Source organism: Streptomyces sp. NPDC015532 (assembly GCF_043078065.1).
Classification (GTDB): Bacteria; Actinomycetota; Actinomycetes; order Streptomycetales; family Streptomycetaceae; genus Streptomyces.
Genome location: NZ_JBIBSY010000002.1, coordinates 796,244 through 817,981, shown reverse-complemented (window position 1 = coordinate 817,981; position 21,738 = coordinate 796,244). Strand labels below are relative to the sequence as shown.

The following is a 21,738-nucleotide window of genomic DNA, read 5'->3' as shown; positions in this document are numbered from 1 at the left end:
CGAGTGAGCGATCGATTCCGGCGCACCCCGCGCAAGTTCGGCCCGGATCCGGCTGTCCGGCTGTCCGGCTGTCCGGGGAACGGCGAGCCTTGGGCGCACCGGGGCGGTGGGACGCGAGGCCGACTTCCTGCCTTATGCGGAAGGCAGTTGGTCGTACGTCCGGAACGTGTAGGTCGCGTCGTAGGTCATCAGGTTTCCGCTCGGCGCCGGCAGCCCCAGTCGCCGGTTGAGCGGCCCTGCCAGGGGTCCGCAGTGTTCGGCCGCGGGGGCGGTGAAGGTGTCGTCGTAGGCCGAGAACTCGATGACCGGTGGATCCTGGGAAACCCACTTCGAGGGGCCCGACCGCTTGAGCTGGAAGTCGACCGGCGCGCTCGCTCCGATGGTGCATCCGTGCGACAGCAGCGGGCTCGACAGCCGGAGGCGCAGGCTGAACTGCCCTGTGTAGAAATCGGAACGGCCACCGTACGCCGGCTTGATCGTCAGTCGAAGCTGTCGGGTCCGCTCACCTGCCGCGGTGCCGGTGAGCCCGCCGGGAACGGTGGTGGGCGTGCTGTGCATCGCACCCCATACCTGTTCCCGGGTGCCGTCCGGCATCTGCCCCTCGGCGTGCGTCATGGTGATCGGCGCGAGAGCCACTTCGACCTTCCCCATCGTCAACAGGGGTGCCGCTGTGTGGACTTCGCAGCGCCAGCGGGCCGGGTCGGCCCCGGCCGGAAGGGCGGGACAGTCGCTGAAGTCGCTTGAGTACTGAGGGGTGGAACTCGGTTCCGCGTGCGCGAGGTTCGGCGTGTACGCCCCCACGAGCCCGGTCAGGGCGGCGGCGCAGGCGAGAGCGAGCGCGGCGCGTCGGGCGAGAGGCGGGCGGCGGTCATCGGGAGTCGTGTTCACCATGACCACAGCGTGCGGGGCATGACCGGGCGACCGCCTCCGTGACGTCCCCGCCTCAACCCTGAGCCGTCCCTGACGACCTGTCAGGGGTGGGGTGGTGTTCTGTCTGCGGGGTTCCCGAGGGTGCTTGTAGGGGGCACGGCACTCTCAGCGAGTACGTACGGCACGCCTGGCACGATGGCACGGTGTCCTCTTCCACCGAACCTCCCGTCGCCGCACAACCGGACCTCGACGTGCTGCTGCCTGGCCTGGCCGGCAACCCCTCCGCACCGCCGGAGGTCCTGATCCGCCTGACTGCCGCGAGCATCGACCGGTCCGGTCTCGCCCGGCGCCGGGACCTGCCCCCGGAAGCCGCGGCGGTGCTCGCCACCGACCCTGACGCGGCGGTGCGATCGGATCTCGCCGCCCATCCGCATCTCCCCCCGGCGGTTCAGATCGCTCTCGCCGGTGACGCCGACCAGGGGGTGCGGGGCCGACTGGCCGAAGGGGCGGAGTACTTCACCACGGTCGGTGTACACGGGCGCCTCGTCCCGGACCCGCCGGCACGCGAGGTCTACGAGCTGCTGACGTGCGACCCGGAACCGAAAGTCCGCCGCGCGCTGGCCTTCAACCCTCAGCTGCCTGAGGATCTGCGGGTCGGGATGCTCGATGACCCGGACGCGCGGACGGCCGCGATCGCAGCCTCCCAATGGCCCTCGGTGCCGGTCGGCCGGATCCGGGAACTCCTGCCACGGGTGACCGGCCACTTCGGCCGGGAGCTGCTTCTGCTACGCCTGGACGGCCCGCTTCCCGTCGAGGCGGCCTACGCCCTGGTCGCCGAGATCGACTCCGAGGTGGACGGGACTTCGCGAAGTGAAGGCCTGCTGCGGCAGGTCGCCGAAGTCGCCGACCTGGACACCGGTCTGACCGACCGGTTCCTGGCGGCTCCTGACCTGCGCGCGGCGGTCGCGGCCAACCCGACCCTGCCGCTCAAGCACGTCGAGGACCTGGCCCGCGATCCGGACAACCAGGTCCGCGCGGCTGTCGCCGCCCGGCGTGGCCTCGACCCGGTGCTGCGCGAGTCGATCCCGGTCGACTACGACGACCGGAGCAGCGGCGTCGTCGGCTGGCTGCTGACCGAGAAGCTGTCCGCGGCGGATCGGGTGGCGTTCGCCCGAAGCCGTCACCAGATACTCCGCAAGACCCTGGCGTTGCGCCCCGATCTTCCGGACGACGTCGTCGGGATCCTCGCCGAGGACGAGAGCTTCGCGGTGCGCCTGTTCGTGTGCGAGCGACAGCCGAACGCCCCCGGCCGGCTGCTGGCGCGGATCGCCGAGAAGTGGACCAGCTACAGCCGGTGGGACATGCTCGGCCACAAGAATTTCCCCGCCGATGCCGCCACTCGTCTGGCCCGCTCCGATGATGCCCAGGACCGCGCGGTCTCCGCGGCACATCCCGGATTGCCGGCCGATACGATCGAGGCTCTGCTGACCGACGAGAGCGACGCCGTACGGCGTCGGGCCGCGACCAACCCCGCCATTCCAGCCGGTCGGCTGACCGAACTGCTCGGGGCCTCAGACCGTTCGGTCGCGGCTGGAGCCGCCGCGAACCCGTCGCTTCCCCTGACCGCGATGCATCGGATCCTCGACCGGGCGGGACTGTGACGACGCGGCGCCGTCCGTCGGAGATCTGACGGGCGTTCAGCGTTGTCAGACCCGTCTGACAGGATCCGGCGCATGGATCTCGCCGACGTGTTCGCGGACCTCGACCGGGTTGCCTGGCCGGAGGTGCACCATGCCTACGGCCCCGCCGACGACGTCCCCGGTCAGCTGCGCGCGCTCACCGGCGAGAACCGGGAGAGCGTCGCGGAGGCCGAACAGGAGCTGTGGAGCAGCCTCGTGCACCAGGGTTCGGTGTACGAGGCCACGGTGGTGGCCGTTCCCTTTCTGGCGCGTCTCGCGGCCGCGGGCGTGCGCCGGGCGGAGTTGCTCGGCATGTTGGGTTCCATCGCGGAGAGCACGGACGAACGTGGTCCGGGCCGGCCCGGTGCGGCGCGCGCCGCGGTCGTGGAGCAACTGCCGCTGATGGTGCCGCTGCTGTCTGATGCCGATCCCGGAGTCCGCCAGTGGGCGGCCTGGGCTGTGGCCCAATGCCGGCAGGCGGCGGGCCCGGCCGCGTCCGCGGCGTTGGGTCGGCGCTGGGAGACGGAAGCCGATCCGGTGGTGCGGGCCGACGTGCTGAGCGCGTGCGTCCGGATCGACCGGGCCGCGGCGCACCACCTGTGCGTGGCCGCCCTTGCCGCGTCGGAGCCTTCGCCGGTGCGCGTGGCGGGGCTCCTGGCCGCCGTGCGCACGGGCCGTCCCTGGGACAGCGAACTGGCGGCGGTCGTGGCGGCGCTGGCGCCACTGCAACCGCACACCTCGGGCAGCGTCTCGGAAGGGTCGCCGTTGTGGGCCCTGGCCGCGGGCCTGTACGAGCGCGGCAGCGTGGCCGAAGCGATCGAGGTCGTCGTCGCGGCGCTGGAACGCGCGGTGGAGGCCACGCGGGTCGGCGTGGATCCCCGGCCGGCCGTCGCCGAGGCGACCTGGGCGGCCGAGTCGCTCGCCCTCCGCTCCAGGACCGCGCCGAGCCGCCTGCTGCCGGCGATGCTGCCCCTGTTGGACACCGCAGCCACCGCCGCCTACGTCCTTGAGGCGGTGAGCCAGTGGGGCGAGCCCGTTCCGCAGGCGGTTCCGGCACTGGTCGCCCTCGCCGAGGGGACGAGCGAGGTGGCCGACCTCGCCCTGGCGGTACTGGTGTCGCTGGGCGCGCCCGAGGCGTCGGATCTCCTCGCCCGTCATCTGCCACAGCGGCCACTCGCCCTGGAAGCCGCCTCGGCGCTCGCGTCCACACGCCGTCCACCGGCTCCGCTGCCGTGCACCACGCCGTTGCTCGACGCGGTCCGCGAGCGCCTGGCCGCGGTGACGGCCGACATCACGAGAGGAGGCAGGCGCGGGTCGCTGCTGACGGACGGGCTCACGACCGTGAACGAACCGGTCCACCTGGCGGGACTCCTGGCCGGCTGGGGGCGCTCCGCTCGCGCCGCGATACCCGAATTGCTGGATGTCCTGCCACATCGCCCCTCCGTGGCCGGCCGGGCGCTCGCCGCCGTCGCCGACGCCCAGCTCGATCCCCACGTGATCACCGCCCTGCGGACCTCCGCGGAGGCGGGCCCCCGGCCGGGCCGTGTGGCGTCCGCGACCGCGCTCCACGCGCTGACGGGCGACGCCGGTGCCTTGGTCGCCGTCCTCGGACCGGCGCTCGGCGAGCGGAGCGAACCGCGCGACCAGTGGGTCCGGGCCGCCGTCTCGCTCGGCGCACAGGCACGCTCACTGCTGCCCCGGCTCTCGGCCATGGCGGCCGAGCCGCCGGAGACCCGGACGAGCGTCGCGGCGGTCCGGGCGGGGCTGGCGGCGGCCGGAGCGGTCCGGGAGCTGACCGGGGATCAGGAGAGCGTGCTGCCCCTGGTCCTGGAGGGCCTGACCTGGGCCTCCAGACCCTGGGGCGAGCAGGCGGCGAACAGCGCGGCCGAGGTCGCCGTCCTCCTCGGCCCCGACGCGAGGCCCGCCGTTCCCCACCTGCTGGCGATGCTGGACCGACCGGACACGGCGGCGGCCGCAGCGCGAGCACTCGTGGCCGTGCACCCGGGCACCGACCGACCCGCCGGTGTCCCGCTCACCGACCTTGTCGATCGCGTCCTTCCGGCCGTCGTGCCCGGCGGGCATCTGCGCCCCGCGCTGGCCGCACTCCACGCCCTCGCCGCCATCGGCCCCGCGGCCTTCACCCCGGCCCAGCTCGACCGTGTCCGGCTGCTCGCCGACGGGGATCGTCGCGTCGTGGGGTCGGGCAGCCATACCGAGATCATTCACGACGACCTGGAACTCCGCGCCGTCGCCCGACGTGTGCTCGGGGACCTGGTGCCTTGAACCGAGTGGACACCGCCCGGCGGGTGCCCGGTCCCCAGGCGACACGAGGGCGACAGGCCCGGCAGGTGAGCGACGGTCACCCACCCGCGCGGGGACGATCGTCGCCCACCGGGAGTCCGTCGGCCGATCACGGGAGGGGGCGGTCCGGCGTGATGTTCGGATGAGCACCATCGTCGAGTTCTTCGCCGCTCCGGACGACGCGGCGGCGGCTCTGGTGCTGCGGACCGGGTCGCGACACCCGTTCGAGTCGCTCTCCTTCGGCAACTTCGATCCCGAGGAAGCCGCGGTCGAGTGGGAGTGCCTTCTTGCCGGCGGCAGCTTCGAGGATCTCGTCGAAGCGGGCGAGCCTCGTCTCGTCGCCGGCCAGGACGACGACGGGTGCGTCGTCTTCGCCTTCTCCCCCCGACTGTTCGCGGCACTCGCCGAGGCCGAGCGGCCCGAGCTGGACGATGCCGCCGCCTCGTGGGCCGCCCTGCGCGCGGAGGACGGCGAGGTCATCGACACGGACATCGCGTCCGTGATCCTCGGTGACCTGGCCGCTCTCGCGAGAAGCGCCCGGCTCCAGGGCCGAGCTGTCTACTGCCGGGTCGCGTAGCGGTTCACGATGCTCTGATGGTGCCGCCGGTGCCGGCCTGGCGGGATAATCCGGGCGTGACCCTCACCGCGCGGCAGCTCACCCTGGCGACCCTGGACCGTCAGCTCCTCCTGGAGCGCAGGCGCCTGGACGTGGCGGAGGCGGTCCGCCACGTCTGCGCCGTCCAGGCACAGGCACCCGCGTCGCCGTACGTGGCCCTGTGGAACCGGGTGGAGGCCTTCGCGCCCGAGGATCTCGACGCGGCGTTCACGGAGCGCCGGATCGTGAAGGCGACCCTCATGCGGATCACCCTGCACGCCGTCCACGCCGACGACTACGCGCCGTACCACGCCGCCATGGCCCGGAGCCTGCGGGCGTCGCGTCTGTACGACCGCCGCTTCACCTCGACCGAACTGACCGACGACGACGCCGACACGCTGCTCCCGAAGCTCGCACAGTTCCTGGCGGGCCCTCACACCGGAGCCGACGTGGAGGGGGAGGTCACCGCGCACTACGGCGAACAGGCGCACCGCTTGTGGTGGGCCCTGAGGACGTACGCGCCGATCCATCACGCGCCGACCGGCGGTCCGTGGTCCTTCAGGCTGCCGAACACCTACCTCGCCTCGCCCGTTGTCCCGGGAGCCGCGACACAGGACGCGGCGGCGGGCGTGCGGTGGCTCCTGCTCGCCTATCTGCGCGCGTTCGGACCGGCGTCGGCCCAGGACTTCGCCCGGTTCACCCTGCTGGGCCGCCCGGTCATCACCGAGGCGCTGAGCGAGCTCGGCGACCAGGTGGTGCGGGTTCCGGGACCGGCCCGGGCCGTCCTGTACGACCTGCCGGGGGCCACCGTGCCCGCGGAGGACACCCCCGCGCCGCCGAGGCTGCTGCCGATGTGGGACAGCACGCTGCTCGCCCACGCCCTCCCCGGACGGGTCATGCCCCAGGACTACCGGCCGCTCGTCGTCCGGCGCAACGGCGACATCCTGCCGACCCTGCTCGTCGACGGCCAGGTCTCCGGGGTGTGGCGCACGACGGACGCGGGCCTGGAACTGACCACCTTCCGCAAGCTCGACAAGGCGGCTTGGCGCGGACTGACCGAGGAGGCGGAGAAGTTGGCGGCACTGCTCGCGGACCGGGACCCGGCCCCGTACCGCCGCTACAACCACTGGTGGGACAAGGGAATCCCCGCTGTCGAGACCAGGACCGTCAAGGGCCGCTGATTCCCCGGGCGGTGGACGCGTGAGCCGTACGACGGTTGTCGACGCCGAGGCGTCCCAGGTCCCCGCCCCCCCGGTCGTAGGACGTCAGCTGGTGCCGGTCGGCCCCTGCGGGGAGATCAGACCGCTCTCGTAGGCGAGGACCACGGCCTGTACGCGGTCCCTGAGATCGAGCTTCGACAGGATGCGGCCCACATGCGTCTTGACCGTGGTCGGGCTGAGGAACAGGCGGTCCGCGAGTTCGGCGTTGCTGAGGCCGGTCGCCAGCAGGCGGAGCACCTCCAGTTCGCGCGGGGTCAGCTCGGACAGATCCCGGTGGAGACCCGCCTGCGGGGACTCCTGACGGTGCGCGAAGCGCTCGATCAGCCGACGGGTGATCGTCGGTGCGAGCAGCGCGTCGCCGGAGCGCACGAGGCGCACGGCCGCCACGAGGTGCTCGGGCGTGACGTCCTTGAGCAGGAAGCCGCTCGCTCCGGCGGTGAGCGCCGCGTACACGTAGTGGTCGAGGTCGTACGTCGTGAGGATGATGACCCGGGTGCCTTCGGAGCCGTCGGGGCCGCCGCCGAGAATGCGCCGGGTGGCCTCGATGCCGTCCATCCGCGGCATCCGGATGTCCATGAGGACGACGTCGGGCCGGGTGCGTCTGACGGCGTCGACGGCCTCGGCGCCGTCCGCCGCCTCGGCCGTCACCTCGATGCCGTCGGCGGCGAGGATCATCCCGAAGCCGGTACGCACCAGGGCCTGGTCGTCCGCGATGACGGCGCGCAGCGCGGGCCCGTTCACACCGCCTCCCACGGGACCCGGGCCGTGACCCGGTATCCGCCGGTGAGCGTGGGCCCGGCGGTGAGCCTGCCGCCGTAGACCGCGAGCCGTTCGCGCAGCCCGATCAGCCCGCGGCCGTTGCCGTCCACCGGGGGCGAGTCGCGGACAGCCCCCATGTCGGTGACGGCTATCTCCAGCCAGGAGCCGGCGAAGCCGATCTCCACCGTCGCACCGGCGCCCGCCGCGTGCTTGATGGTGTTGGTGAGCGCCTCCTGGACGACGCGGTACGCCGTGAGCTCCACCCCGGGCGGCAGCGGCCGGGGTGGCAGCGAGACGGTCAGGTCCACCGATGTCCCGGCGGCCCGCACCCTTTCGATGAGCGCGTCGAGCTGCCCGAGGCCGGGCTGCGGTTCCAGGCCGTCGGCGGGGGTGTCGGCGCTCGCGGCCGGGCCCGCCAGCAGGCCCATCACATGGCGGAGCTCGGCCATGGCGGCGCGGCCCCCGGCCTCCACCGCCAGCAGCGCTTCCTTGGACCGCTCCGGGGCGGCGTCCATCACCTTGCGCGCCGCGCCCGCCTGAATGACCATCACGCTCACATTGTGGGTGACGACGTCGTGGAGCTCGGCGGCTATCCGGGCTCGCTCCTCCTCGACGGCCCGGCGCATGGCCTTCTCCTGAGTCCGCTGAAGGTCAGTGAACCGCTTGCGGCTCGCTTCCAGCCGCAGGCGACCGTACCGGACGAGGCTCGCCAGCACCCCGACGACCAGGAGCACCACGGCGGGACTGGACCAGCCGGGAAGCATGGGGTCCGCGTCCCGGAACGCGAGACCCGCCAGCACGGCCGCGACGATCAGCCCGGCCAGGGCCCGTGTCCGGTAGCGGCTGTGCGCGACGGCTCCATAGGCGGCGATACTGCAGGTCAGGACGTTGATCCAGGAGACGCTGTCCGCCAGGGCCAGGGCGGCGGCGGCGATGACCGCGAACGCGAGCAGCGGATACTTGCGCCGGGCCGCGAGCGGCAGCGCCGACAGCACCACCAGGACCCAGGGCGCGGAGGACCCGGAGGTCTCCGGCGCGTACGCGGCACCCGGCGGCGGGGCCTGAGGCGGCAACGGGTACGGGAACTCGGGCCGGTTCGTGGTCACGGCCCGGGAGCTGATCCGTACCGGCCCGTCCCCGGGGTAGCGCGCCGCCACGACGAGCGCGACGACGGTCAGTACGACCGCCAGCACCACGTCCAGGCGCACCGCCCGCCGGGACAGCGGGGCGGGCTCGCCCTCCGGCCGCATCGCCTCGCGCAGGTGCGTCCACCACGTCCCCGGCCGCAGCACGTCGCCGGCCCGCTCCCGCCACGGGGTGGCCCGCTCCCGTTCTGTGTCCGCCCACGACGTGTCGTGCGGCCGCCCGTACGGGTCCTCCTTCTCCATCCGCACATTGTGCGGCCCCGCGGTACGGCTCCACGTCCACCTGCGTGACCGGCGCACCTGTCCGCCAGGCGTACTCCTCGAGGATGACCCCGCCGCCGGGTCCTCCGCGGGGAGGGGCGTATGTCGGTGCCACGGCCGACGCGCCGCCGCCGCCTCCGCCCGTACGGTCACCGGACTCGCACAGGACATCGGCTCCTCGGCCCTGAAGGACGGACACACCCATGAATCACGTGATCGAACTGGAGGGCGTGGCCAAGCGGTACGGCGGCGCCGACACCCCGGCGCTGGGCCCGGTCGATCTCGGCGTGGCCCAGGGTGAGGCCCTGGCCGTGACGGGGCCGTCCGGCAGCGGAAAGTCCACGCTGCTCCATCTCATCGCCGGTCTGGACCGGCCCAGCGAGGGCGCGGTGACCGTGGCCGGGCAGCGCATCGACCGGCTGAGCGAGCACGCGCTGGCCCGGTTCCGCCGCGAACGGATCGGCATGGTCTTCCAGTTCTTCAATCTGCTCGACGACCTCACCGTCGCCGACAACATCCAGCTCCCCGCCCAGCTGACCGGGACCGCCCGGCGGGCGGCGGCGACCCGTGCCGGGGAGCTGATGGAGGTGCTGGGAATCCAGAAGCACGCCCGTGCCTACCCCGGGCGGCTGTCCGGAGGCGAGCGCCAACGCGTCGCGGTGGCACGGGCCTTGGTGAACAAGCCCGCCCTGCTGCTCGCCGACGAGCCGACCGGCGCGCTGGACACCGCGTCGGGGCAGGAGGTCCGCGAGCTGCTCGTGGATCTGCACCGCGGCGGGCAGACCGTCGTCCTGGTCACGCACGACCTGGAACTGGCCCGGGCCTGCGCGCAGCGCACGATCCATCTGGTCGACGGCAAGGTGGCCGTCGACACGCGCGCGGAGGCCGTCCGATGATCCGGTTCGGCAGCGGTGCCCTCGGCCGGGTCGTGCGTTCCGGGGTCGGCAGACGACGCGTCCAGACGCTGGTGATCGCCGTGGCCACCATGATGGCCGTGGCCTCGGCCGTGGTCGCCGGCTCCCTCATGGTCGCCACGAACGCTCCCTTCGACCACGCCTTCGCGCGGCAGCACGGGGCGCACCTCACCGCGCAGCTCGACCCGGACCGGGCGAGCGCGGCCCAACTGGCCCGTACCCGCGACCTGGAGGGCGTCACCGCGAGCGCGGGACCGTTCCCGTCGACGACGATCAGCCCGGTGGGCCAGGACGGCGGACACCTGCCCGCGCTGACGCTGGTCGGACGGTCAGGTCCGGGAAAGGACGTGGACGCGCTGGACCTCAAGTCGGGCCGGTGGCCGCGCACTTCGGGTGAGATCGTGCTGTCCGCCTCGTTCTCCGGCCCGTTTCTGGAGCTCGGTTCGACCCTGATGAGTTCCGAGGCCGCGGACGCGCAGCAGCTGACCGTCGTCGGCTTCGCGCTGTCCGCGAGCGGGAGCGCCGAGGTCTGGGCGACCCCGGCCCAGGTCAGGTCGCTCGCGACCGGGGACAGCGTCCTGGCGAGCCAGATGCTCTACCGCTTCGACTCCGCGGCGACGACGTCGCAGATCGCGGCCGACAAGAAGAAGCTCGCCGCCGCCCTGCCCGCCGGGGCACTCGTCGGTACCCAGTCGTGGCTGGACACCAAACGCGCCGTCGATCAGGGTGCGGCGGCCACGATCCCGTTCCTGTTCGCGTTCGGCGTGCTCGGCATCGTCATGTCGGTGATCATCATCGGCAGCGTGATCAGCGGCGCCGTCGGCACCGGGCTGCGCCGGATCGGCATCCTCAAGGCCATCGGCTTCACTCCGCGCGAGGTCGTACGGGCCTATGTGGCCCAGGCGTTGATCCCCGCGGCGGCCGGTATCGCGCTCGGGGTCGTCCTGGGGAACCTGCTGGCGGTGCCGCTGCTGGAGGACACGGAGTCCGTGTACGGCACGGTGTCGCTCTCGGTGGCCTGGTAGGTGGACGTCGTGGTGCCGGCGGGCGCGCTGCTCGTGGTGACGATCGCCGCGCTGGTGCCCGCCCTCCGGGCCGGCAGGCTGCGTACGGTCGAGGCCATCGCCGTCGGCAGGGCGCCGCGCACCGCGCGCGGTCAGTGGGCGCACCGCGCGGCGGGGCGGCTGCCGCTGCCACGGCCGGTGACGTACGGCCTCGCGAGTCCTTTCGCGCATCCCGTGCGGGCGATCGCGATGGTGCTGGCGGTGACGTTCGGGACGGTCGCCGCGACGTTCGCGGTGGGACTGACGCAGTCCCTCAACGCGGTGGCGAGCGCGCAGGATCCCGAGAACAGCGCCGATGTCACCGCCGTCAGCGGTGGGCCGGGCGGCTCCGGGCCCGGCGTGCCGGAGAAGAAGCGGAAGCCGCCCACGGCCGGTTCCCAGCAGGCGCCCGGTGGTTCGGGGCCGGGCCGGCAGGAGCCGGCGGATCCGGACGCGGTGCGGGCCGCGATCGCGGCGCGGTCCGGCACCGCCTCGTACTACGGCACGACGACGGGCGACGCCACGGTGTCCGGGATCTCCGGCACCGTCCGGGCCACCCTCTACCAGGGTGATTCCCGTCCCGGCAGTTACGAGATGATCGCGGGGCACTGGCTCTCCGGCCGGGGCCAGGTCGTGGTGCCCACCGGTTTCCTGGAGCGGACGGGGACCGGGATCGGCGACTCCGTGCGGGTGACGTTCCAGAAGGAGACGGTGAGCCTGCGTATCGTCGGCGAGGCCTTCGACACGTCGGACGACGGTATGCGGGTCCACGCCGATCTCGACACCTTCGCCAAGGCGGAGCCGCAGGCCTTCCACATCGAGGTCAAGTCGGGGGTCTCCCCGGCCGGTTACGCGCAGAAGCTCGGCGCGGTGCTCAAGCCGTTGGGCGGCGACGCCTTCGCCGAATCCGCCCCTGAGGGCGAGAACATGATCGTCCTGCTGGAGGCGATGGCGGCGCTGCTCACCCTGATGCTGGTCTCCGTGGCGGGCCTCGGCGTCCTCAACTCCGTCGTCCTGGACACCCGCGAGCGCGTCCACGACCTGGGAGTGTGCAAGGCGCTCGGCATGTCTCCGAACCAGACCGTGAGTCTCGTCCTCGCCTCGGTGGCCGGGATCGGTGTGGTCGGCGGGCTGATCGGGGTCCCGGCCGGGTTCGCGCTGCACGGCTATGTCCTGCCGGTCATGGGGGAGGCCGCGGGCACCCGCCTTCCGCCCTCGGTGCTCGATGTGTACGACGGCACGCAACTGGTGCTGCTGGGCCTGGCCGGGGTGCTCGTCGCCCTGTCCGGCGCGATGGTCCCGGCGGGATGGGCGGCCAAGGTCCGTACGGCCACGGCGCTGCGCACCGAGTGACCCGCAGCGCGGTGGTCGGTCTCACCGCGCCGTGGTCACTTCGGGAGCGGACCTCCGGCCACGGGAGGCAGCCGTCCCGGGTGGACACCAGGACCTCCCCGGGACACTCCCCGGTCGCCGATCCGGGCGGCCGGGGACCTGCGGACCGGCCCGGGTCCGTCGGGCACGGCCTGGGTGCGACCCCGTCAGCCGCAGGAGAGGAGGCCCGCCTTCTGCTTGGCGTTCAGGATGCGGTGGACGCTCTGACTCACCTGCGAGCTGAAGGCCGCGCTCTGCGTCATCCGGCTCTGCACCGCCTTGGTCATGGCCGGGATCAGATTCGGTTCGACGGTCAGGACCACGTCACCCCCGGCCGAGAGGAACTTGACCGCGCGGTCACCCGGGGCCACGGCCTTCACCGCCACCGCGTTCCCGAGGTCGTCCGAGATGACCACGCCCTTGAACCCCATGTTCTTGCGGAGCATGGTCTGGATCACCGTCGAGGAGAACGCGGCCCGGTTGTTCGGGTCGATCTTGCTGTACGTCGCGGAGGAGATCATGACGAACGGCGCCCCGGCGTCGATGCCGGACTTGAAGGTCGTGACGCTCGGGCTCGTGCTCGTCGTCACCGTGTCCACGACGTTGGCCGTGGTGTCGGTGTTGCCCCGGACATAGCCGAGTCCGGGGAAGTGCTTGAGCGTGGCCAGCACCCCGGACTGGGTGGAGCCCGCGAGGAACGCGTTGCTGTGCGGGGCCACCGTCGCGGCCGTGTGACCGAACTCGCGGTCGTACCGGCCGATCGGAGCGTTGGCCGTGCCCAGGCTCGCCGGTACGACATCCGCGACGGGCGCGAGGTTCAGGTTCACACCGGCCGTCTTGAGCTCCTTGGCCCACACGGCCGCCTCGCTCTGGAGCTTCGTCGTCGTCCACGTTCCCTGGGTCAGCGCGCTCGGGATGGTCGAGAAGCCGGGGCCCCTGAGGACCTGCACCTGTCCGCCCTCCTGGTCGGTCGAGATCAGGAGGCCCACACGATGCCCGGCCACGGTGTCCGCCTTCGCCTGAAGACTGTCGGCAAGCGACTTGGTCGCCGTCGTCCCGGCGTTGCTGCGCCCGGCGAGGAACACCGAGCCGACGTGGTACTGACGCATGACATCGATGCGCTTGCTGTCCGGAGCGGACGGCGTGACCGATCCCATGAAGAGCTGACCGACCCGCTGCGCGGCCGTCATCGCCGAATAGGTCCTGTCGGCGCAGGTGGACGCCGCGAGCTTCGAGGTCCCCGCGGACGGGTCGATCGTCGCGGCCCGCGAGACCTGGACACCTCCCACACCCGCCGCCGCGAGAGACACCGCCAGCGCGGAGGCGAGCAGGACACGCCGGCTGACGGCGGAGCGATGGGTGGGCGACTGGTGTGATGCCATGAAGATACTCCGAGGGTGCCTGCTGGGGGCCCGCTTGTATCTTGAGCGGGAAGTCAGTTGCCGAGACCAGCGTACCTCCGAGCCCCGGGCTGAGCCCGGGCGCGTGACGACGCCTTTCCGAGGGGCCTGGCGCCTGCTCGCGGGTCTAGACGAAGCCCGGTCGGCCGTCGTCCGGACCGTCACCGTGCGGTACGGCCCCGGGGCGCCTTCGCGTGTACGCGTCGACGCACAGCCGTCGCACGGGCTCGGGTACCGGCGGCAGCGCCGACACCTCCCCGTCCGAGAGCACGGCGGTGAGCCGCTCGAAGGCCGACAGCAGGGAGGTGCCGATGCCCGGAGCGTCGCCGAAGACGGCGAGGATCTCCTCATAAGCGTAGTAGGGGCGGTAAGGGACTTCCACCGATCCCCAGTAGGCCTCCAGCTCCGCGGCGCCGAGACCTTGCGGCAGCCCCTCGAAGCGCGTCCGGGCCAGGGCCCGCCCCGCGTCCGCCTTCTCCTTCTCGCCGTCGTCGACACGCATCGGCACGGGCAGCAGACGGATTCCGCGGCCCTGGCTCTGGGCTCTGACACTGGCGGCCACGGCGGCGGCACCGGCCATCGACTGGTCGCTGAATGTGAAGCAGTTCACGAGGGCGTCGGGCAGCAGGATGGTGCAGATGTCGGCGGCGTCGGAGAGGCCGGTCCGGCTGTCGATCAGGACGTAGTCGTACGTCGCCTTCATGTCGTCACGCAGCGCGCGCAGGAACTGGCCGCCGCCCAGCCGGTCGTAGAAGTTGTCCCAGTCGAAGCTCGTCACGTTCGGGCCGTACTCACGGCTCTGGCGTCCGGTGGACAGGAAGTCGAGGGAACCTCCCTCGGGGAACGTCAGGTTCAGCCTGTCCGGTGTGACGGACAGGGCATGCGGCAGCACCCGGGCGTATTCGCGATGCCACGGACCCGGCGGACGGCCCTCCGTCGTCGCGGCCCACGCGTAGTCGGTGACGAGGTCCATGACGCCGGTGGTGGCCCCGAGGGCACGCGGATCGAGGAACGGGTGGAAATAGCGGTGCAGCCCAGGGGCCTCCAGGTCCCAGTCGACGGCCAGGACCCGCTTGCCGTTGGCCGCGAGGATCCACGCCGTGTTGGCGAGGGCCATTGTGCGGCCCGTACCGCCCTTGTACGAGTAGAAGGTGATGACGCGTCCGCCCCGCCCCGCCGTCATGCGTCGTCCTCCCGGTCGGCCCAGCCGTCCGGGGAGGGGTACCGCAAGGCGGTGGGGCCCATGAGGCGGGGCCGGGGAGGCGGCGGCGACGAGGGCGGGTGGGCCTCCGCGTACCGGAGGTACTGCTGGGTCACCATGGCGACGACGCTGGGCAGTACGTAGGTGAACGCCTGGAGCGTGGGAACGCCGTTGACGGCTGTCCGGGTGTCGGTCCTGCGGCCCCGTTCGATGGTGAGCGGCAGCGTCCGTTCCAGATCCCGCACGAGATCCCTCCCTTCCTCGCCGAGGGACTGCGGGTCCGTGTGCGCCCAGGGGACGATGGCAGCCTGCCAGGGGCGGGCCCTCGCGTCGAAGGCGCGCAGCCTGCCCCGGCGCTCGTCGTCGGTGAGTGACCAGCAGTCGATGACCAGGATGCCCAAAGGGCCCGGCGAACCGCGGCCTGCGTCGGACTCCCTCTCCTGCTCGTCCTCCTGCTCCTCGTCGTCGAAGGAGGAGACGGTGACGCGGTAGTCGAGCGCCCGCAGCAGTTCCTCCGCGACGCTCGCGATCGGACGGGTGGACTCCTCGTGGTACGGGTTCCAGTCGAGGGCCGACGCGCCGTAGGGAGCCGGGTCACGGTGCGGAGCGACGTCGTGCCGGGTGGGCGCCGCCACGGTGAGACGGATGCTGCGGGGGCCGCTGCCCCGCGGCTTGAACGCGCTGGGCGTGCTGGCGAGGGACCGCGGCCTGCCGGGAGGCAACGGCGCCTCGTCCGCGGTGCGTACGATGCGTCGCGCCAGACCGAGGACCGCCTTCTCGTAGTCCGGGCGCATCCGGTTGAGCTTGATCAACCCGTAGATGCCGTTGTCCGCGTACCGTTCGCCGAGCGCCTCGTGACCGACGTGGAGGTGGTGCACGGACTCCGGGAGCTGTTCGTGGTCGACACCCGTCCACAGCACCGGGACGACCCGCGACTCCGTTCCGATGCCCCCGGCCGCCCGTGCCTCCAGCACGCGTGCGGAGAACGTGTACAACTCCCGGCCGCAGATCTCGCTCGCGAAGTACCGTGGCGAGAACAAGGGCACGAACACCTGGCAGTGCGCCAGGTTCTCACTGAGCCGGTCGGGCCAGTCCTCGCCGGCGTTCATCTCACGGTCCATGAAACCCACGTCGGCGTCGGCGGGCAGCGATGCCATCTGCCGGATGTGGGCGCACAGGTCCCGGTAGAACATGCTCACCCAGTGGTCGGGATCAGCCGTTCCCTGCCCCCAGGCGGGTGTGTGCGCGTAACTCAGGAAGAAGTAGGGCGTCCTGGCCGTCGTTCGCGACGTCGTGGAACGCGCCGGAGGAGGAGGCCTCCTCGCCGGCTCGGTCTCCTGGACGTCCGCCCGGGCACGGGGAGCGCTGCCCTCCGGCAGCCCGAGCAGCTCCAGGGTCCGCCGCGAGGCCTCCGCGAACGACCTCAGACCGGCCGGGAGTTCCACCGGACCCCGAGGATCGTGGACCACTGCCGGCAGCGGTCCGCTCCAGCCCTGGTGGGACGCCATGTGCCGGCTCAGAGCCCGGTTGATGCGCCACACCTCGTTCTCGGTGAGCTCCTTGCGCAGGCGCTCCTGCGCGGCCCTCGGCACCAGCAGCTCCACCGTGCCGCCCCGGTCCGTGCGGACCGGGAACAGCCCGCTGGTGAGCAGCTCGGACACGTCGGCGACCTCGGCCTCGGGCACCAGTTCCTGCCGGATGAGGTGCAGCAGACGGATGCTCAGCTCGTCGAACGGCGAGCTGAGCACCGCGAGCCGCGCGGCCGCGGGCGACGCGGTCCGCAGGAACCGGTCCGCGCTGCCGGACGCGGCACGCGGCGCCAGACGCTCCTCGGCCGGCCGGCCATCGCGCGGAACCAGTACCGCGCCGCATCCCTCGGTACTCCTGCGCATGACGGTGCGCGACCAACGCCCGACGGAGTGCGGGGACAGCGACAGCACCGGTACGGGCAGCCAGCCGGCCCGGTCACCTCCGGGCAGCAGCGGCGGCGGTTCGAAGACCAGTCGGGTGCTGTCCGCGCCGGGCGGGCCGGGCAGCACCCTCGTGCCCGGCAGATCGAGTCCCGTCCTTCGCCACAGCTTCACCGGGAGCGGGTTGAGCAGCGCGACCGGCGACGACATGCCCCAGGCGCGCAGCTGCCGCCAGATCCTGGGCTCGCGCCAGCCGGGGTCCGCGCAGTCGGAGACGGCGAGCACGAGCCGCCGTCCGTCCGGTGAACGCAGCCGGCCGGGTCCGACCGTGCGGCCCAGCCCGTCGCGGAGCTCGGGCCCCGTCTCCCCGAACACGAGATCGCACACCTGAAGGGTCTGGAAGGCGCCGAGCCGGTTCAGTACGGCCGTGAAGTCGTCGACCACCTCCTGCCACACCTGCATGGCAGGGGAGCGGTCCACCACCAGGATGAGCCCGAACCACCTTTCGGGGGCCGGCCGGAACCGCGGGATCAGCTCTCCGCTGCGCGCGTAGGCGTCGACCGTGGCGTCCATGTCCAGGGCGTCCGCGCGGCCACGCTGCCACGGCCGTTTCCAGGGCCGCAGCGCGCGGGTCACCGGCAGGGTCATCGGCAGACCGGACGCTCCGGACGCGGCGACGGCCTCGCCGCGGACCCGGCCCCGCGCTCCGCGGAGCCGCTCGTGCAGGGCCCACTCGGCGGCCCGTTCGAGGACCGGTGCGGCACCGGACTCCGGTACCTCGCTCGTGGACTGCGGTGTGCCCGGTTCCGCCGCGGGCCGCGTGTCCGCGACAGGAGAGGAACCGTCGGCGGCGCCCCCGCCCAGCCGCGAGGCGAGCCACAGCAGGTCGGCGAGCGCGGGGCCGTCCAGATCCGGCGCGGCCGCGTGCAGCGCGGCCACCACCCGCGCGAGCGGATCCGGCCCCCCGGGGCGCCGTTCAGGCACGAGACAGCTCGCGCAGCACCAGGTCGAGGACCTCCTGCCGGTCGGCACCGGAGAGGGCGGCGTCACCCGTCAGCAGATGGGCCGCGTTCAGCAGTTGGTCGATCGCCAGACTCTGGCCCTCGGCGACCCGCTCGACGTACGTCTTCACCAGCCGGTCGACGGTCCTGGCGCGCTGGTCCTCCGGGCCGACCTCCAGATGGGCCGCGACCAGGGACCGCAGCGCCTCGACCGTGGGCGTCGGCATGGTGAAGCGGATGCAGCGGCGCAGGAAGGCGGCGGGGAAGTCGCGCTCGCCGTTGCTCGTCAGCACGATGAACGGGAAGCTGTCGCACTGCACACGCCCGCGTTCGACGGAGCTTCGCTCGTCGCTTCCCCAGTGGCGGACCTCGACGAGGTCCCGGGAGTAGCGGGAGAGTTCGGGGATCTCGTACTCGCCGCGCTCCAGCACGTCGAGCAGGTCGCTCGGCAGGTCCAGATCGCTCTTGTCGATCTCGTCGATCAGCAGGGCCCGGGGGTGTTCGGCCGGGAGCAGCGCGGTTCCCAGCGGGCCCAGACGCAGGAAGGGCGCGATGTCGTCGCTCTCCGCGCCGGACAGCCTCTGCGCGTGGATGCGTCCGAGGGCGTCGTAGCGGTAGAGGGCCTCCGAGAGCGTGCTGCGGGAGGTGATGTGCCAGCGCAAGGGGTCACCGAGCTTCAGTTCCGCCGCGACCTGCTCGATCACCGTGGACTTGCCGGCACCGGCGGGGCCGGTGACCAGCAGCGGGCGGCGCAGGATCAGGGCCGCGTTGACCGCCTCGACGAGTCCGGGCGGCGGCTGGAACTGCCGGTGCAGGGGCCGGCGGGGGAAGCTGCGCCACGGCGGCGGGTCGCCGAGGTCGACATCGCGTGGGATGCCGTCGCCGACGTAGAGCGGCTGCCAGGTCATGTGGGCTGTCCTCCCTCGTTGAACGGCTCGAACAGGTCGCAGAAGTCGAGCCACTCGATGTCGTGCCACACGCTGCGCCACAGCGCCAGATCGTCCCGGCTCTCGCGCCTCGCCCTGGACGTGCGCGCCCAACTGCGGCGGTAGGCCTCGCTGAACTCCTTGGGCAGGAGGTGCCAGTACTTGTCGAGGCTGTCCCGGCACCCTCGGGGCATCCGGCCCTCGGTGCCGGGCCAGAGCACGATCGGGGCGTAGGCCAGCAGGATGTCCATGATGTGCGCGAACTTCTGCGGCCGATGGCCCACACCGACGGCCTGGGTGTATCTCCGGCGTACGAACCGGGTCTTCAGTTCCTCGGAGCGGCCGGTGTCCCGGGCGCTGAGCCAGTCCACCGGCGCGCGCCCGGCCCGGTTCGCGTTCATCGCCGTGAGCTGCTGCCGGGCCCGATCGTTGATCCACCACAGATGTCTGGGCGGGCACAACCGTGCGCTCCAGCGCAGGACGACGTCGTGTCTGTCGCCCAGCAGTTCCCCGAAATCGGTCAGCTCGGGCCGCCAGCGCAGCAGCAGCGGGGCCGACGCGGCGATCTCGACCCGGCGTGGAGGCGCGCTGCCCTTCGAGGAGGCCCAGTGGAGTATCTCCTGGAGCGACTGCTCGACGCCGTACTGGTCGGGCACGCAGCCGACCTGTTTGCGCCCGCGCTCCTCGCCGCCGTCCAGCAGCCATGCCTCAAGGGTCTCCGGCCATTCGTCGGCGAGGTCGGTGTGCAGGTGGACGATGAGCCGCATCCGCGTCTCGGCGCCGTCCGCCAGCAGGGTCTTGAAGGCGTCTCCGAGTTCGACGGTGGCCCCCGTCTGGCGCGCCCAGGCGGCGAGCGCGGGGCTGTGCCGGGTGAGTCCTTCCTCCGCGGCCAGCGAGGCGACGAAGTGCGCGAGCCGGGCCGCCCGGGACTCACCCAGGCGGCGGGCCCGTATGTGCAGGAACTCCACCGCGTCACGCAGCAGTTCGCCGCCAGCACTGTCCGGAAGCTGTTCCTCGGACCGCCCGGCGGCCCCGACGAGCGCGGTTCTCAGCCGTTCGGTCGTCAGGGTGTCGCCCGGCCAGGACGTGAGCAGGTCGACCGTCACCAGAACGTCCCGCAGGTCCTCGATGACGCGCAGGGCCCAGTCGCGCTCGTAGGCGTCGTCCGGCCGGCTCCGGCCCACCTGCTCGTGCAGCCGGTCCAGCGTGTGGAGGCCGGTCACGGGCACCGGCAGGAGGTCCGGGCCGCCCAGCGGTGCCAGCGCCTCTTCCAGGTGCTCGGTCGCGACGGGCCCCAGAACCGACGCGATCGCCCGGGCGTGCCGGGCGTTGCGGGCCAGCCAGTTCCGTTGGCCGAACCGCGCCCCGTCGTGTTCGACCCGGCGCGGGTTCTGGCCCGTCACGAGCTCGCGCACCGCGTCGAGCACGTCGGCCGCGTACAGGAACTCGCCGGCTCCGGGCACACCCTCCGTCAGCACGCGGACCAGGGCTGTGGTGAAGGCGAGCCGGTACGCCTCCTCGGCGGCGCCGGCCGACATCAGCAGCGAGAAACGGGTCTCGCCGCGGCGCACCCCGGCGTCCAGGGCCCTGATGTCAGGGGTCGCGCCACCGGCGTGGCAGGTGTCGACGACGGTGAGGAGACCGGGCAGTCCCGGGGTCTCCAGCACCTCGGTCAGGATTCTGCCGACGTCGAGGGCGGAACCGATCACTTCGGCCCGGGAGTCTCCGGCCATCAGGTAGAGCGTGGGGTTCTGGCCCGGTGTGCTGCCATGACCGAGGAACGCGAGAACGAGGACGGCCCCTGCCTCGGCCGCCGCTTCGGCCGCCTCCCGCAGCGCCGTGTCGATGTCGGCCCGGCGGACGCCCTCGCCGTACAGGAGTCCCGACCTGACCGCCGGACTGCGGTCGCAGGTTCCTCTCCGGGGGTGCGTCAGAGCGTCCCGCAGGTCGGCCGCGGCGTCCTTCAGCTCGTCGAGAATGCCCAGGGAAGCGCACTGGGGAGCGATGACCAGGGCGTGGCGGGGAGGCGCGGTCACCGCTCGGGTGCCGCTCTGTGCGCGGCGACGGCTTCCAGCACGGGGCCGGCCACACCGGGCTGGGCGAGGTACTTGGCGGCGGGATGGACCCAGGCGCCGTCGGAGTCGACGCGTCGGGTCAGGGGGAGTACCGAACGGGTGCTGGGGTGTACGGACTTCTCCAGTCGCGGCAGTCCGGCCACCAGGTCGTCGCGGTCCCAGAAGTTCAGCCACGCGTCGACCGATTCGGGAACCTGGAGAGGCTGGGGACGCATCCGGTCCCGGACGGTGCCGCGCAGGCCCATGGGGGAGCCGAGCGTGACGAGGAGCGGGACCGGACCGTCGTACGAGCGGAGGGCCTCCATCGCGACGACGGTGCCCAGCGAATGGGCGACGACGATGGTGGGTCCGGTCGGATCGAAGGACTGCCGGACGCGCCGCCGGATCCTGCTGTCGAGCGTCGTGCCGGACTCGTCCGGTTCCGCGCGTCCCAAGTACCGTGTCACCTGGCGCAGTTGTCCCACCATCAGGCCCGCCCCGGCCCAGCCGCCGAGCTTGCGTACGCCCGGCAGTGCCAGCAGCGTGTTGGCGGCGCCGAGCACTTGCCGGGCGACCGAGCCGAGGCCCTGCGGGGTGCCTTCCGGAGTGAGCTGGGCCCGCGCGTGACGCAGGACGTGCAGCTCGTCGTCTTCGGCGGTGGCGGTCGACCGCTCGGCGATCGACTCCAGGAGTAATTCCCTGACGCCGAGGGCCTCTTGTTCGTCCAGGGACGCCTCGCCGCTCTGCGCGCTCCCGAGGCCGAGCAGATCGCCGTAGTAGGCGAACCGGCAGTCCGCGGACCGGCCCCCGACCAGATCGGAGACGTGCCGCGAGTGTCCGGCGAGACCCGCGCCGTCGCCCAACGCACGCAGCCAGGTGGCGAGTTCGGTGGCAGGCTGTCTCGGACCACCGATGCCGTGCACGAACACCAGACGCGGCCGCATGCCCCTCCCCCGAAAAGAGCCCCGCCGGTGGCCCGGACGGACTTCGAGGATATCGACTGACCCGTCCCCAGGCACGAGATCGGACCAAGAGAGCCCTGGGTCCCTACGATGCCGCCTGGCGCGGCGTGCCGAGACTCCTGACCG

Annotated in this window: 13 protein-coding genes and 2 pseudogenes; 6 read left to right on the top strand and 9 right to left on the bottom strand. The window is 72.5% G+C overall.

The features are described 5' to 3' along the window. Positions 1 to 132 precede the first annotated feature (132 nt). The gene (locus ACF07B_RS10280; protein WP_392178552.1) at positions 133 to 891 is read right to left on the bottom strand and encodes a hypothetical protein; all 759 of its coding nucleotides are present in this window, start codon (positions 889 to 891) and stop codon (positions 133 to 135) included. Positions 892 to 1,073: 182 nt separating this feature from the next. On the opposite strand from ACF07B_RS10280, the gene ACF07B_RS10275 reads away from it, so the two are divergent. The 4 genes from ACF07B_RS10275 to ACF07B_RS10260 all read left to right on the top strand — a co-directional run bounded on the left by ACF07B_RS10275 (position 1,074) and on the right by ACF07B_RS10260 (position 6,626). After that, complete coding sequence (locus ACF07B_RS10275) at positions 1,074 to 2,531, top strand: hypothetical protein (protein ID WP_392178551.1); 1,458 nt, start codon at positions 1,074 to 1,076, stop codon at positions 2,529 to 2,531. Between the two features lie 72 nt (positions 2,532 to 2,603). Continuing rightward, positions 2,604 to 4,832 carry a HEAT repeat domain-containing protein gene (locus ACF07B_RS10270; protein ID WP_392178550.1) on the top strand — a complete coding sequence of 743 codons (2,229 nt, stop codon included), beginning with the start codon at positions 2,604 to 2,606 and terminating at the stop codon, positions 4,830 to 4,832. A 160-nt stretch (positions 4,833 to 4,992) separates the two neighbouring features. Continuing rightward, positions 4,993 to 5,427, top strand: coding sequence for a hypothetical protein (locus ACF07B_RS10265; protein ID WP_392178549.1), 435 nt, complete (start codon positions 4,993 to 4,995; stop codon positions 5,425 to 5,427). 56 nt (positions 5,428 to 5,483) lie between these two features. Further along, a complete protein-coding gene (locus ACF07B_RS10260) occupies positions 5,484 to 6,626 on the top strand; it encodes a winged helix DNA-binding domain-containing protein (RefSeq protein ID WP_392178548.1) in 1,143 nt (380 codons plus the stop codon). 84 nt (positions 6,627 to 6,710) lie between these two features. On the opposite strand, the gene ACF07B_RS10255 is transcribed toward ACF07B_RS10260, so the two are convergent. Both ACF07B_RS10255 and ACF07B_RS10250 read right to left on the bottom strand, forming a co-directional pair. Beyond that, on the bottom strand, positions 6,711 to 7,406 hold the full coding sequence (locus ACF07B_RS10255) for a response regulator (RefSeq protein ID WP_392178547.1): 696 nt from the start codon (positions 7,404 to 7,406) through the stop codon (positions 6,711 to 6,713). Further along, the gene (locus tag ACF07B_RS10250) at positions 7,403 to 8,812 is read right to left on the bottom strand and encodes a sensor histidine kinase (RefSeq protein ID WP_392178546.1); all 1,410 of its coding nucleotides are present in this window, start codon (positions 8,810 to 8,812) and stop codon (positions 7,403 to 7,405) included. The genes ACF07B_RS10255 and ACF07B_RS10250 overlap by 4 nt, the downstream gene beginning before the upstream one ends. A 221-nt stretch (positions 8,813 to 9,033) precedes the next feature. On the opposite strand from ACF07B_RS10250, the gene ACF07B_RS10245 reads away from it, so the two are divergent. Further along, the gene (locus ACF07B_RS10245) at positions 9,034 to 9,726 is read left to right on the top strand and encodes an ABC transporter ATP-binding protein (protein ID WP_392178545.1); all 693 of its coding nucleotides are present in this window, start codon (positions 9,034 to 9,036) and stop codon (positions 9,724 to 9,726) included. Beyond that, a pseudogene (locus ACF07B_RS10240) lies at positions 9,723 to 12,140 on the top strand (ABC transporter permease). Before ACF07B_RS10245 ends, ACF07B_RS10240 begins: the two are co-directional and overlap by 4 nt. A 185-nt stretch (positions 12,141 to 12,325) precedes the next feature. Here ACF07B_RS10240 and ACF07B_RS10235 read toward each other — a convergent pair. The 6 genes and pseudogenes from ACF07B_RS10235 to ACF07B_RS10210 all read right to left on the bottom strand — a co-directional run bounded on the left by ACF07B_RS10235 (position 12,326) and on the right by ACF07B_RS10210 (position 21,594). Further along, positions 12,326 to 13,540, bottom strand: a complete 1,215-nt coding sequence (locus ACF07B_RS10235) for a glycoside hydrolase family 3 N-terminal domain-containing protein (protein WP_392178544.1) — start codon at positions 13,538 to 13,540, stop codon at positions 12,326 to 12,328. A 199-nt stretch (positions 13,541 to 13,739) separates the two neighbouring features. Next, a pseudogene (locus ACF07B_RS10230) lies at positions 13,740 to 14,741 on the bottom strand (KGGVGR-motif variant AAA ATPase); the annotation flags it as partial. Next, positions 14,738 to 17,653, bottom strand: coding sequence for a TIR-like protein FxsC (locus ACF07B_RS10225; protein ID WP_392178543.1), 2,916 nt, complete (start codon positions 17,651 to 17,653; stop codon positions 14,738 to 14,740). The gene ACF07B_RS10225 and the pseudogene ACF07B_RS10230, both read right to left, overlap by 4 nt. Next, positions 17,646 to 18,578: an AAA family ATPase gene (locus ACF07B_RS10220; RefSeq protein ID WP_392178542.1), complete on the bottom strand. Its 933-nt coding sequence runs from the start codon at positions 18,576 to 18,578 to the stop codon at positions 17,646 to 17,648. Before ACF07B_RS10220 ends, ACF07B_RS10225 begins: the two co-directional genes overlap by 8 nt. After that, a complete protein-coding gene (locus tag ACF07B_RS10215) occupies positions 18,575 to 20,632 on the bottom strand; it encodes a hypothetical protein (protein WP_392178541.1) in 2,058 nt (685 codons plus the stop codon). The genes ACF07B_RS10220 and ACF07B_RS10215 overlap by 4 nt, the downstream gene beginning before the upstream one ends. After that, positions 20,629 to 21,594 (bottom strand): alpha/beta hydrolase, encoded by a 966-nt coding sequence (locus tag ACF07B_RS10210; RefSeq protein WP_392178540.1) that lies wholly within the window; start codon positions 21,592 to 21,594, stop codon positions 20,629 to 20,631. Before ACF07B_RS10210 ends, ACF07B_RS10215 begins: the two co-directional genes overlap by 4 nt. Between the last annotated feature and the right edge of the window lie 144 nt (positions 21,595 to 21,738).

Coding starts and splice junctions, on each gene's coding strand:
- ACF07B_RS10280 (WP_392178552.1), bottom strand. CDS start 891: ATGGTGAACACGACTCCCGATGACCGCCGCCCGCCTCTCGCCCGACGC.
- ACF07B_RS10270 (WP_392178550.1), top strand. CDS start 2,604: ATGGATCTCGCCGACGTGTTCGCGGACCTCGACCGGGTTGCCTGGCCG.
- ACF07B_RS10265 (WP_392178549.1), top strand. CDS start 4,993: ATGAGCACCATCGTCGAGTTCTTCGCCGCTCCGGACGACGCGGCGGCG.
- ACF07B_RS10250 (WP_392178546.1), bottom strand. CDS start 8,812: ATGGAGAAGGAGGACCCGTACGGGCGGCCGCACGACACGTCGTGGGCG.
- ACF07B_RS10245 (WP_392178545.1), top strand. CDS start 9,034: ATGAATCACGTGATCGAACTGGAGGGCGTGGCCAAGCGGTACGGCGGC.
- ACF07B_RS10235 (WP_392178544.1), bottom strand. CDS start 13,540: ATGGCATCACACCAGTCGCCCACCCATCGCTCCGCCGTCAGCCGGCGT.
- ACF07B_RS10220 (WP_392178542.1), bottom strand. CDS start 18,578: ATGACCTGGCAGCCGCTCTACGTCGGCGACGGCATCCCACGCGATGTC.
- ACF07B_RS10210 (WP_392178540.1), bottom strand. CDS start 21,594: ATGCGGCCGCGTCTGGTGTTCGTGCACGGCATCGGTGGTCCGAGACAG.